A 12,397-nucleotide genomic window follows, 5' to 3' on the forward strand; every position below is an offset into this window, starting at 1 on the left:
GTACATACCCTTTGTTGCGAATTGATCGCAAGAAGGGAATTTCGATGCCTGCCCAGACCCACGGTACCGGCGCCGGAGCGCCGGGCGCGTTGCCCCAACGCTTCGCTGAAACGGTACGCGCGCTGGCCCGCCCGCAGGACATCCGCGCCCTGTCGCTGATCGGCCTGCACGTGGTGATGGCGATGCGGCTTTGCGCCTTGTTCGAACGGGCCGCGCGCGATCCGGTGCCGGACCTTGCCCAGCGCTACCGCAGCGTCGAGGCCGCCGTGGGCGTGCACGATCTGGTTCGCGCGATCGTGGCGACCTGGCCGGAGGCCTTCATGGTCAACCGGCCGTGCTGCCTTGCCATGTCGCCCGACGAGGCGACGCTGGCCGAATTGGTGCGCTCCACCGGCCTCGGTGACCGCGCGCGTTTCGACGCCACGATCGCCGGCTTCGTGCGAAGCGACCGGCACGAACGCCTGTTCGACGCCACCGTGCGCGCCGTCGCGCTGTTGCAGGCGTGCCCCGCTTAGCGGCGCGCGCTTTCCCAGCGCGCCTGTACGCGCCGCTCCAGCGCGCGGAACAGGGCATCGAGGTCCTCGCGGTCGATGTCGAGCACTTCGTCCCACTCCGCGAGCACCGCATCGAGATCGGCGATGTCGTACGTGCCGGCCCAGGTATCCCGTGGCAGGGCGCGCGCGGGCGCGGAATGATGCGGCCAGGGGTGGCCGGTCAGCTTGTTGTAGAGCCACCCGGAAGCCGCCAGCGCCAGCACGTTCGGGGCCAGGGGCATCAGCAGGAAAGACCAGCTCCAGCCGTTCGCGCCCGCGCCCAGCGCACACAGCAGCGCGCAGGCCCCGCCCGGCGGGTGCAGGCAGCGCGCCAGCGCCATCAGCGCGATCGCGCAGCCCACGCCAAGGCTTGCGGCGAGCCATGGCTCGGCGATCCAGTGGCCGGCCACGAGACCCACGGCGGCGGAGATCATGTTGCCTCCGATTACCGGCCAGGGCTGCGCCAGCGGGCTGGCCGGCACCGCGAAGACCAGCACGGCGGCCGCCCCCAGCGGCGCAACCAGCCAGGGCAGGCCGGCCACCCCCGTCCCGAACAGGCTTGGCCCGAACAGGCTTGGCCCGAACACGCCCGCCTGCGCGATGGACTGTTCGATAAGGCGCGTCAGCACACCCGCCACGGCGATCCCGATCAGCGCACCGATGGCGCCACGCGCCCAGCCCAGTCTGCCGCCGGCGGCGGGAAGGAAGGCCATGGGTTACTCCGCTTGAGACAGGACAACAAAAAAGGGGCCGGCAAGCGCCAGCCCCTTTTTCGAAATCGACCGTAAGGCCGAAAGACTTAGCGCTTCGAGAACTGGAAGCTGCGGCGAGCCTTGGCCCGGCCGTACTTCTTGCGCTCGACCACGCGGCTGTCGCGGGTGAGGAAGCCGGCGGCCTTGACGGCGCCACGCAGCGCCGGCTCGAACTTCGACAGCGCCTGGGCGATGCCGTGCTTCACTGCACCGGCCTGACCCGAGAGACCGCCGCCCTTGACCGTGGCGATGATGTCGTACTGGCCTTCGCGACCAGCGACCTGGAAGGGCTGGTTGATGACGAGGCGCAGCGTCGGGCGGGCGAAGTAGACTTCCTGATCGCGGCCGTTGACCACGATCTTGCCCGAACCGGGCTTCAGCCACACGCGGGCCACGGCGTCCTTGCGGCGGCCGGTGGCGTAGGAACGGCCATAGGCGTCCACTTCGCGATCGCGCAGCGGCGCGGGCGGAGCGGCGGGAACGACCGGAGCGGCATCATCCGAAGCGGCCGGAGCCTCTGCGGCCGGAGCGGCAGCGGTCAGGTTCTTGAGATCCGCCAGGCTCGAAACGGAATCGGTGGAGTTGGGGGTATCCGACATTATGCGCCCACCTTGTTCTTGCGGTTGAGCGAAGCGACATCGAACGCTTCGGGCTGGTTGCCGCCGTGCGGATGCTCGGTACCGGCATAGAGGTGGAGCGCGCGCATCTGGTCACGGCCGAGCGGGCCGCGCGGGATCATGCGTTCAACCGCCTTTTCGAGCACGCGCTCGGGGAAGCGGCCGCCCAGCACCTTGTCGGCGGTGACCGCCTTGATGCCGCCGGCATAGCCGGTGTGCTTGTAATAGGTCTTCGCCTTGAGCTTGTTGCCCGTGAGGCGCACCTTGTCCGCGTTGATGACGACGACGTGATCGCCGCAATCGACGTGCGGGGTGAAGCTCGGCTTGTGCTTGCCGCGCAGGATGTTGGCGATGATGACGGCGAGACGGCCAAGCACCAACCCATCGGCATCGATCAGATGCCACTTCTTTTCAACCTCGGCCGGCTTAATCGACCGGGTGACCTTGCTGAGAGCCTTCATGGCTGGAACGGTTCCCTAATCTGTGCACCGCACGCAGACAAAAGGCCCGCATCGCAGTGAGGAAGCGCGCCTTTGTTGCAAGAGCCCTGCCGAGTCAAGCATTCGCGCGGGTTTTCGGGGAGGTAAAATAATACCTTCCCGCTTCAACCCTGCTCTTGCGCGGTGTTTTGAGCGTTTTTACCGGTCTCCGCGACCAGCCAGGCGAGCGTGGCCGGTGCCGCCGCATCGGCGCGCCAACCGACGATCGCGGGGCAATCGTAAGGATGGATTTCCGCCAGTTTCGCCACGGCAGCTTCAAGGGCGGCGGCGGTCGTCTTGCCCAGCATCGCCACTTCCTCGCCAGCGCCGCGCTCGCCCTGCCAGGTATAAAGCGAGATCATGCCCGGCAGAATATTGGCGCAGGCGATCAGCCCGGCATCGAGCAGCGCGCCGGCGGCCGCTTCCGCGTCGGCGCGGCTGGCGAACGGGCACCAGATCAGCGCCGCGCCGTCCGCCATCGCGAATCAGCGCTTCTGGCCGAGCGCGTGCGCGCCCCACGTCGTCGCGGCTACCAGCAGTGCGCCGACCAGCTGGTGCGCCACCGCGATCCAGATCGCCACACCGCTCATCACCGTGGCGATGCCGAGCAGGATCTGCGTGCCGAAAGCGCTGTGGATGGCGATCGCGGCGGGCCGCGCCTGTGCCTTGCGCAGCTTGCGCCCCATCACCACCAGCACCGCCACCACCGCCCAGGCCCACCAGCGGTGGACGAAATGGACGAGGAACGGATCGGACAGGAAGGCATGCGCCCCGCCATGCGACCAGTCGATGCCAGCGGGAAAGAAACTGCCCTGCATCAGCGGCCAGGCGCCCCAGTTGAACCAGCCGCCGCCTGCTGCCGTGCCCGCGCGCAGGCCCGCGAGCAGCGCGCCGTAGAACAGTTGCAGCACCAGCATCGCCAGCGCCAGCCCTGAAAAGCCGGTCAGCCGCGAGCGCGCCCGGCCCCGCGCCAGCGCGCGCAGGTCCAGCGCGGTCCATACGAGGCCGGCCAGCGTCACCAGCGCCACCAGGAGATGCGCGGCCAGGCGGAAGTGGCTGACCTTGACGTCGTGGACGATGCCGGACTTCACCATCCACCAGCCCACCGCGCCCTGCAGCCCGCCCAGCGCCAGCAGCGCCAGCAGGCGCGGCTTGTAGCCTGCCGGAATGCGCCCCTTCACCCAGAACCACGCCAGCGGCAGCGCGAAGACCATGCCGATCGTGCGTGCCAGCAGGCGGTGGACCCATTCCCAGAAGAAGATGAACTTGTAGTCCGCCAGCGTCATGCCCGCCGGGCCGTTGACCAGCAGATATTGCGGCGTCTGGCGATAGGCGTCGAACTCGGCCTGCCACTGCGCATCGGTCAACGGCGGCAGGGCGCCGGTTACCGGCTTCCACTCGGTGATCGAGACCCCCGATTCGGTCAGCCGGGTGATGCCGCCGACCACGACGATCATCGCCACCATCGCCGCCACGATCAACAGCCAGCGGGCAATGGCCAGCGGCGCGGCGCGTACTTCGCGCGGGGCAGCGAACGGAGAGGGGATCGCGGATTCCATGGGCCTCAGCCTGTCCCACCGACATCGCTCCAGCGCAAGCGGGAATCCCGCACCGGAAACGTGATGCCCTCTTGTGCAATGATACAATGTAACATATATGCGCTGTCATGAATCACGCGCTGCAGGCCCTGCGTTCCCGGCTCGACCGGTTCGGCGTGCTCCTTTCGGGGCTGTGCCTGCTGCATTGCCTGGCTGGCGTGTTCCTGGTTGGCCTGCTGGGCGTGGGCGGCGGCGTGCTGCTCGACCCGGCGATCCACCGCATCGGGCTGGTGCTGGCGCTGACGGTCGGCGCCACCACGATCGGCCTTGGCGCGCTGCGGCACGGGCACGTCCTGCCGCTGGCCGTGGGCGGAACCGGCCTGGCGCTGATGGCGGCGGCGGTCGTGACCGGGCACGGCACGCAGGAAGCGGTGCTGACCATCGGCGGCGTGGTGCTGGTGGCGACGGCGCACCTCATCAACATGCGGCGCGGCTGCTGAGCGGCTACTGCTGTTCCTGCCCCTGAGCGCACGCTTGCGCGCCACGCCCCGCACGCTAAAGCGGCGGGCATGGATGCCAGCCCTTCCCCCGCTTCACTTTCTATCACTGTCAATGGTGAACCGCGCCGCGCCGCGCCGGGTTCGATCGCCGATCTGGTGCGTGCAATCGGGCTCGATCCGGCCAAGGTCGCGGTCGAGCGCAACGGCGAGATCGCGCCGCGTTCGACGCTGGCCGACGTCGCGCTGGCGGATGGCGACGTGCTGGAAATCGTCCACTTCGTGGGCGGCGGGCAAGAGGAAGGAACACAGGCCGTGAACGACGATGACAGCTGGACCGTGGCAGGCCGCACCTTCCGCTCGCGCCTGATCGTGGGCACCGGCAAGTACAAGGACTTCGCGCAGAACGCCGCCGCCGTCGCCGCCTCGGGCGCCGAGATCGTCACCGTCGCCGTCCGCCGCGTGAACATTTCCGATCCCAAGGCGCCGATGCTGACGGACTTCATCGATCCCAAGGCGATCACCTACCTGCCCAATACCGCCGGCTGCTTCACTGCCGAAGACGCGATCCGCACGCTGCGCCTGGCGCGCGAGGCGGGCGGCTGGGATCTGGTGAAGCTGGAAGTGCTGGGCGAAGCGAAGACGCTCTACCCCGACATGCGCGAAACACTGCGCGCGACGGAAATCCTGGCCAACGAAGGCTTCCTGCCGATGGTCTACTGTTCGGACGATCCAATCGCGGCGAAGCAGCTGGAAAGCGCCGGCGCGGTGGCGGTGATGCCGCTGGGCGCGCCGATCGGTTCGGGCCTTGGCATCCAGAACCGGGTGATGATCCGCCTGATCGTGGAAGGCGCCAGCGTGCCCGTGCTGGTCGATGCCGGCGTGGGCACCGCATCGGACGCGGCGGTGGCGATGGAGCTGGGCTGCGACGGCGTGCTGATGAACACCGCGATCGCCGAAGCGAAGGACCCGGTGCGTATGGCGCGAGCGATGAAGCTGGCCACCGAGGCCGGCCGCGAAGCCTATCGCGCCGGGCGGATGGGCACGCGGAAATACGCCGATCCCTCCAGCCCGCTCGCCGGCCTGATCTAGCGCCAGGAGCCTTTAACGAGCCTGGGTCCGGAGCCTAGGCAGCGGCGGAAACGGCCTCGCGTTCGTCGCGCGCCAGCCGTTCGACCAGGCGGTTGTACAGCACCACGCCCTTGTCGAACGTCACCGGCATGACCGGGCGGGCGGGATCGCGGTCGATCACCTTCTGCTGCGCTTCGATCATGGTCTTGTCCTCGGCGAAAGCCATGCCCGCCACCCCCATCAGCCGGTCGCGCAGCGCTTCATCGCCATGATCGCGGTGCGGCCCCCAGCTGAAGAAATAGCGGCTGGTGCGGTCGGTCAGCGCGGTCACGGCCTGGCTGGTGAAGGTGACCACGGTCCTGGGCAGATCGGGCGACGGCGGCGCATCGCGCAGCCGGTCGGCGGTTCCGGCGGGATAGCTGGCGCTGGGCATCAGCAGGATGCCCGGCACGTGGTATTCGTAGCAACTCCACAGATCGACCGGCTCCAGGCCACCGTTGATCGTGCTGCGGTTCTGCCCGCGCACCCAGCGTTCGAATCGCACCCCGCGCGGAAGCTGGGTGACCTTGGGCCGGGTGCGCGCCCATTCCTCGTCCGCGCCGAAGCTGTTGGCGTGAACGAAGGCCAGATGCGTGAAATCGCACAGGTTGTCGTGGATCAGCCGGGCCTGCGCATCATAGTCGAGCTGGCCCCGGCCGAGAATGTAGTCCGGATCGTCGAACCCGACGGCCGGCGGGATCAGCGCCGGATCGGCCCGCGCGGGATCGCCCAGCCAGACCCAGATCCAGCTGTGCCGGTCCACCACGGGATAGCTGCGCACGCGCGCCGTGGCGGGGATCGTATCCTGCCCGGGAATCTCGCTGCACCGGCCGTCCGCCTCGAACCTCAGGCCGTGGTACAGGCAGCGCAGCGCCTCGCCCTCGCACCGGCCCAGCGACAGCGGCGCCAGCCGGTGAACGCAGCGGTCCTCCAGCGCCACGATGCGCCCGCTCTCGGCGCGGAAGATCACCACGGGATCGTTGGCCATGGTGATCGCGAAGGGCCTGCCCGCTTCCAGGTCCATCGACCAGCAGGCCACGTGCCAGGCGTTGCGCACATGAATCATCGGGCTTCTCTCCCAAAAACCGATGGCCCGAGTTTACTTAACGTCGTTAAATTGTCAAACGGGAACGATGGCCCGTCACCGCGACATTGCGCTCGATCGCTCCGGCATCGTTGCCGCCGCCTTTGCCCTGCTCGACGAAGCGGGGCTGGATGGCGTGACGATGCGGGCGCTGGCGGCGCGGCTGTCGGTGCAGGCACCGGCGCTGTACTGGCACGTGCGCGACAAGGCCGCGCTGGGCGGGCTGATGGCCGAAGCGCTCTACGCCGAGGCGCGCGCCGGCCTGCACGACGGCCTCGACGCGCGCGCATGGCTGCTGGCACTGGGCCGGGGGCTATGCCGCAGCCTGGCGCGCCATCGCGATGCCGCCCGGTTGCTGGCTTCGGCGCGACCGCTCGCGCAGGCCAGCGACGAAACGGCCGCGGGCATGGCCGCGCCGCTGGTGCAGCGCGGGTTCAGCCGCGAACAGGCGCTGGAAGCGCAAGCCGCCGTCCTGTCGCTGTCGCTGGGCTGGTCGATCTATCGCGAAAACGCCGCGATGCACGCGTTCCTGACCGGAATGTTCGATCTGGAGGAAAGTTTCGAGCACGGCCTGCGGGTGCTGGTGGACGGCCTCGTTGCCGAGGCCGTCCCCGCTTCGTCCTGATCCCGCCCCGGCGCTATTGCGCCACGCCCGCCGCCGCGAGCACGGCCAGCGTGAGGATGTCCGGCGCGATCGCGGTCATCGGCGCGATCTGCACCGGCTTTTCCATGCCCAGCAGCATCGGCCCGATCACCGCGTTGCCCGCCAGTTCGCGCAGCAGCTTGGCCGAGATGTTGGCCGATTGCAGCCCCGGCATGATGAGCACGTTGGCCGGCCCCGACAGGCGGCTGAACGGGTAGTTCGCCATGACCTTGGGGTTGAGCGCGGCGTCGGGCGCCACTTCGCCTTCGTATTCGAAGCCGGGGTTCGCCTCGTCCAGGATCGAAACCGCGCCACGGATCGGCTCCACCCAGCGCCCCATCGGGTTGCCGAACGTGGAGAACGACAGGAACGCCACGCGCGGTTCGTGGCCCATGCGGCGGGCGACGTCCGCCGTTTCGACGGCGATATGGGCCAGGTCTTCGGCGCTCGGCCGCTCGTTGACGGTCGTATCGGCCAGGAACACGGTGTAGTTCTTGGCCACCATCAGGTGAATGCCGAAGGGCACCTTGCCCGGCGCGGGATCGAGCACCTGCCGCACTTCCTTCAGGGTCTGCGAGAAGGTGCGCGTCATGCCGGTGATCAGCGCATCGGCATGGCCAAGCTTGACCAGCGCCGAGGCGAAGACGTTGCGGTCCTGGTTGACCATGCGGCGCACGTCGCGCTCCAGGAAGCCCCGCCGCTGCAGCCGTTCGTAGAGCATCTCCACCATCGCCGGCACGTGCGGGCTGATCGCCGAATTGTGGATCTCGTAGCTGTCCGGATTGCCGATGCCGAGTTCGACGAGCTTTTCGCGCACCACCTGGTCGCGGCCCACCAGCACCGGTTCGCCATACCCGAAATCGCGGAACTGCACGGCGGCGCGCAGCACCACCTCGTTCTCCGCCTCGGCGAAGACCACCCGCTTGGGGTTGCGCTTCACCTGCGCATAAACGTTGGTCAGTACCGAGGTCGTCGGGTTGAGCCGTGCCTTCAGATCGTGGCGATAGACGTCGAAGTCCTCGATCGGCTTCATCGCCACGCCCGAATCCATCGCCGCCTTCGCCACCGCGGAGGAGACCACTTCCATCAGGCGCGGATCGAACGGCGCGGGGATGATGTAGTCATGCCCGAACTGCATCGACTGCCCGCCATAGGCGGCGGCGACTTCCTCCGGCACCGGCCGGCGGGCCAGCTCCGCGATCGCTTCCGCGGCGGCGATCTTCATCTCCTCGTTGATCGCGGTCGCCCGAACGTCCAGCGCGCCGCGGAAGATGAAGGGGAAGCCCAGCACGTTGTTGACCTGGTTCGGATAGTCCGAACGGCCCGTGGCGATGATGCAGTCCGGCCGGGCCGCCTTGGCTTCGGGCGGAGTGATTTCCGGATCGGGGTTGGCCATCGCGAAAATGATCGGCTGCGGGGCCATGGCCTTGACGTATTCCGGCTTCAGCGCGCCGGCGGCCGACAGGCCCAGGAAGATGTCCGCGCCCACCAGCGCCTCTTCCAGCGTGCGCGCCGGGGTATCGACGGCGTGCGCGCTTTTCCACTGGTCCATGCCATCGGACCGGCCGCGCCAGATCGTGCCCGAACGGTCGCACATGATGACGTTGTCGTGGCGCACGCCCATCGCCTTGATCAGCGCGGTGCAGGCGATCGCCGCCGCGCCCGCGCCGTTGACCACGACTTTCACGTCCTTGAGATCGCGCCCGGTCAGGTGGCAGGCATTGACGAGGCCGGCGGCGGTGATGATCGCGGTGCCGTGCTGGTCATCGTGCATCACCGGAATCTTCAGGCGTTCGCGCAGCGCCTGTTCGATGATGAAGCATTCGGGCGCCTTGATGTCTTCGAGGTTGATGCCGCCGAAGCTGGGTTCGAGCAGCGCCACCGCGTTGATGAAGGCTTCCGGGTCTTCGGTGGCGACTTCGATGTCGATCGAATCGACGTCGGCGAAGCGCTTGAACAGCACCGCCTTGCCTTCCATCACCGGCTTCGAGGCGAGCGCGCCCAGATTGCCGAGGCCCAGGATGGCGGTGCCGTTGGAGATCACCGCAACGAGATTGCCCTTGGCGGTATAGTCATAGGCCGTCGCGGGATCGTCCGCGATGGCGCGCACGGGAACGGCCACGCCAGGCGAATAGGCAAGGCTCAGATCGCGCTGCGTCGCCATGGGCTTGCTGGCGATGATCTCGATTTTGCCGGGCCTGATCGTGTTGTGGTAGAACAACGCCTCGCGTTCGGTGAAACGGACGTTGCTTTCCTCTGACATGCAAATGCTCCCACGCTGGGTGGACCGGACAGGGCCGGCCGGGCGGTGTCAGAAGTCCCTAGGCTTCCAGTTCGGAAAACCCAAGGGTCTGACGGCAAAAAGCAGACTGCGCCCATCCTGCCATACCAGCTGGAGGCGCGGATCGGGGCGGCGCGGCAGGCCGGTATCGATCAGCCAGACATAGTCCACCCGCTCGATCGGCGCGTACTTGAGCGCGGAATCCACGCTGCGCAGCCGGCCGCTCTGGCAATTGGGCGACCACACGAATTCGGATGGATCGGCGGTGAAGTTGCGGCCGGGGCGGAAGCGGGGCACCACCATGTGCAGCCCCGGAACCGCCCAGTTGTCGTTGACCCACGCCTGCCGGTAGAGGCTGGCAAGACTGGCCAGGTGATCGCGCCGCGTGCTGCGCCAGCTTTCCTCGATGCAGGTATGTTCGACGAAAGCCAGCACGCGGCTGCCGGGCTGCACGTGATGCAGCGCGGCAAGCTGGCGCTTGTAGTCCTGCGCGTAGTCCGCGAAGCTGGCCCCGGTGACCACCAGGCGCACGCCCAGCAGCGCCATGCCGATATAGGCCACGGCGCGGGCATAGGAAGGCTTCGCCCGGCTCCAGTCCTGCAACGCCAGCAGCAGCATCGCCGCCACCGGCAGCAGGCGGATATCCACGAAGGCGCTGCCGTTGATATCGCTGGGAATGGCCACGAACAGCAGCAGCACCAGCAGGCCGGGCAAGCCCTGCCGCCAGCTCCACCGCGCGCCGGCCAGCCAGCCGCACAGGATCAGCCCGAAGCAGGCGATCGTCGTCGCCGCATCGAGCACCAGCGACTGGTCGCGCAGCGTCAGCACGAACGACCACGCCTTCTGGTCCCAGCGCCAGCGGTTCATGCTGGCGACCGGTTCGGGCGAGAACGTCTTCCACAGCACCACCACCAGCACCGTGGTCAGCAGCGGCCAGCAGGTGACGAACAGGCGCTTGGCGATCGCCTTCCAGTCCAGCTCGCGCGCCAGCGGGCGCCAGCGCGAAGGCCGCCAGCTTCCGGCGGGGAGCCGGTCGATCTCGCGCCCCAGCGCCGCGCCGCCGACCAGCAGCGCCAGCAGCACGCCGCCGATGGCATGGCACAGCATGGCGACCGGCTGCGCCACGATCAGCATCGCGGCGCGCTTCTTCGGCTGGTTTTCGAGCCAGACCGAGGCGGCGAAAGCCGACAGCGAAAGACCGGTGGCAAGAATGTAGTTGAGGAAACCTGTCAGCAGCGGAAAGCTGAACACGAACATCAGCGCCCAGGCGGTGGCATGGCCACCGCGCGGATTGAGCACACGCGCCGTGGCAAGGCCGCCGCCGGCGAACAGGCCGGTCGCCAGCACCGTGCTCCACCACCCGGCGGCCAGAATGCCGAACTGCGCGCCCAGCAGCTTCATCAGCACACCGCCGCCGATGTTCAGCGTGAACACCCATTTCCAGGTGAAGTAGCGTTCCAGCGGATTGCCGGGGCCGGCGGCCTCGATCGCGGCTGCGCCCATGTGGCCCGGCACGTCGATCAGCGGCGGCACTTCCACCAGCGCGAACGGCAGGCACACCAACAGGACCGTGAGCACGATGCCCGGCGCGGAGAGCCACGGGAGCGCCGCGGCATGCCAATCGAACGACCAGGCCTTGGGACGGCCTCTTTGCTGGCTTTGCATGAGCCCCTGTCGATATCCGGCTTCGATGGTTTGTGAAAACCCCGCGCTTCGTCTAGCCACTCGCGCCGTGACGCCAAATGCCCCAACTCCGATGATGGCGCAATATCTAGCGCTCAGACAGCAGGCGGGAGACTGCCTGCTGTTCTACCGGATGGGCGATTTCTTCGAGCTTTTTTTCGACGACGCGAAAATCGCCGCGCAAGTGCTGGACATCGCGCTGACCAGCCGGGGCGAACACGGCGGCGCGCCGATCCCGATGTGCGGGGTGCCCGTGCATTCGGCCGAATCGTACCTGGCCCGGCTGATCAAGGCGGGTTGCCGCGTCGCCATCGCCGAGCAGGTGGAAACGCCCGAGGAAGCGAAGAAGCGCGGCGGATCGAAGGCGCTGGTCGCGCGCGATATCGTCCGCTTCGTCACCGCTGGCACGCTGACCGAGGAAGCGCTGCTGGAACCGCGCCGCGCCAACGTGCTGGCGGCGGTGTGCGAGGTGCGCGGGCTCATCGGCATTGCCGCTTGCGACATTTCCACCGGCCGCATGGAGCTGGAGGAATGCGAGCCGGCAGCGATGGGCGCGGCGCTGGCCCGGCTGGGCGCGAGCGAGATCGTCGCCAGCGAGGACTGGGCCGATGCCCCGTTCGACGCGGTGCGGCGGCCGGGGCGCGGCTTTGACAGCAACGCCGGCGAGGCACGGCTCAAGGATCTGCACGGCGTGTCCACGCTCGATGGCTTCGGTGCGTTCACCCGGCCGATGCTGGCGGCGGCGAACGGGCTGGTCGATTACCTCGACCACGTCGGGCGCGGCCGCCTGCCGCTGCTGCTGCCCCCCGTGGCGCGCACGGCGGGCGGGCACATGGCGATGGACGAGGCGACGCGCGCCAGCCTGGAAATCCTTGTGTCCACCGGCGGCACGCGCAAGGGCAGCCTGTTCGAGGCGATCGACCGCTGCGTGACCGGCGCGGGCGCACGCCTGCTGGCCGAGGACCTTTCCGCGCCGCTGACCGACGCGCCGGCAATCCGCGCGCGGCTGGAACTGGTAAGCTGGCTGCACGACGATCCGCTGCTGCGCGGGGACTTGCGCGCGATCCTGAAGGCCGCGCCCGATATCGGCCGCGCGCTGGGCCGGGTCGTCGCCGGGCGGGGCAGCCCGCGCGATCTGGGGCAGCTGCGCGATGGCCTGTCCGAAGCCTGGCGGCTGCGC

12 protein-coding genes and 1 pseudogene are annotated in these 12,397 nt (G+C 68.4%); 5 read left to right on the top strand and 8 right to left on the bottom strand.

The window, feature by feature from the left end; translation table 11 throughout:
* Positions 1-44 precede the first annotated feature (44 nt).
* Positions 45-515 (top strand): hypothetical protein, encoded by a 471-nt coding sequence (locus tag B3547_RS21765; RefSeq protein WP_124810453.1) that lies wholly within the window; start codon positions 45-47, stop codon positions 513-515.
* Here the strand turns inward: B3547_RS21765 and B3547_RS21770 are convergent.
* The 5 genes from B3547_RS21770 to B3547_RS21790 form a co-directional block, all read right to left on the bottom strand.
* Positions 512-1,246 (bottom strand): HPP family protein, encoded by a 735-nt coding sequence (locus B3547_RS21770; protein WP_292967005.1) that lies wholly within the window; start codon positions 1,244-1,246, stop codon positions 512-514. The two genes, B3547_RS21765 and B3547_RS21770, sit on opposite strands and share 4 nt — an antisense overlap.
* A gap of 86 nt (positions 1,247-1,332) precedes the next feature.
* Entirely contained in the window at positions 1,333-1,884 is a 552-nt protein-coding gene (gene rpsI / locus B3547_RS21775; protein ID WP_124810455.1) for a 30S ribosomal protein S9, read from the bottom strand.
* Positions 1,884-2,363, bottom strand: a complete 480-nt coding sequence (rplM, locus tag B3547_RS21780; RefSeq protein WP_124810456.1) for a 50S ribosomal protein L13 — start codon at positions 2,361-2,363, stop codon at positions 1,884-1,886. The genes rpsI and rplM overlap by 1 nt, the downstream gene beginning before the upstream one ends.
* Before the next feature lie 143 nt (positions 2,364-2,506).
* On the bottom strand, positions 2,507-2,860 hold the full coding sequence (gene cutA / locus B3547_RS21785; RefSeq protein WP_124810457.1) for a divalent cation tolerance protein CutA: 354 nt from the start codon (positions 2,858-2,860) through the stop codon (positions 2,507-2,509).
* A 6-nt stretch (positions 2,861-2,866) separates the two neighbouring features.
* Positions 2,867-3,940 (bottom strand): COX15/CtaA family protein, encoded by a 1,074-nt coding sequence (locus tag B3547_RS21790; protein ID WP_124810458.1) that lies wholly within the window; start codon positions 3,938-3,940, stop codon positions 2,867-2,869.
* Between the two features lie 107 nt (positions 3,941-4,047).
* Here B3547_RS21790 and B3547_RS21795 point away from each other — a divergent pair, with 107 nt between their 5' ends.
* Together B3547_RS21795 and thiS are read left to right on the top strand one after the other, a co-directional pair.
* Positions 4,048-4,419, top strand: a complete 372-nt coding sequence (locus B3547_RS21795; protein ID WP_124810459.1) for a MerC domain-containing protein — start codon at positions 4,048-4,050, stop codon at positions 4,417-4,419.
* A gap of 69 nt (positions 4,420-4,488) precedes the next feature.
* Positions 4,489-5,508: a sulfur carrier protein ThiS gene (gene thiS / locus B3547_RS21800; RefSeq protein ID WP_292967013.1), complete on the top strand. Its 1,020-nt coding sequence runs from the start codon at positions 4,489-4,491 to the stop codon at positions 5,506-5,508.
* Between the two features lie 34 nt (positions 5,509-5,542).
* Here the strand turns inward: thiS and B3547_RS21805 are convergent, their stop codons facing one another.
* A complete protein-coding gene (locus B3547_RS21805) occupies positions 5,543-6,592 on the bottom strand; it encodes an aromatic ring-hydroxylating dioxygenase subunit alpha (protein ID WP_292967016.1) in 1,050 nt (349 codons plus the stop codon).
* Positions 6,593-6,659: 67 nt separating this feature from the next.
* On the opposite strand from B3547_RS21805, the gene B3547_RS21810 reads away from it, so the two are divergent.
* Positions 6,660-7,235 (top strand): TetR family transcriptional regulator, encoded by a 576-nt coding sequence (locus B3547_RS21810; protein ID WP_158453929.1) that lies wholly within the window; start codon positions 6,660-6,662, stop codon positions 7,233-7,235.
* Between the two features lie 13 nt (positions 7,236-7,248).
* Here B3547_RS21810 and B3547_RS21815 read toward each other — a convergent pair whose 3' ends face one another.
* Positions 7,249-9,516 (bottom strand): NADP-dependent malic enzyme, encoded by a 2,268-nt coding sequence (locus tag B3547_RS21815; protein ID WP_124810463.1) that lies wholly within the window; start codon positions 9,514-9,516, stop codon positions 7,249-7,251.
* A gap of 48 nt (positions 9,517-9,564) precedes the next feature.
* Complete coding sequence (locus B3547_RS21820) at positions 9,565-11,199, bottom strand: hypothetical protein (protein ID WP_124810464.1); 1,635 nt, start codon at positions 11,197-11,199, stop codon at positions 9,565-9,567.
* A 91-nt stretch (positions 11,200-11,290) separates the two neighbouring features.
* Here B3547_RS21820 and B3547_RS21825 point away from each other — a divergent pair.
* A pseudogene (locus tag B3547_RS21825) lies at positions 11,291-12,397 on the top strand (DNA mismatch repair protein MutS); the annotation flags it as partial.

The organism is Novosphingobium sp. UBA1939 (assembly GCF_002336885.1).
GTDB lineage: Bacteria > Pseudomonadota > Alphaproteobacteria > Sphingomonadales > Sphingomonadaceae > Novosphingobium.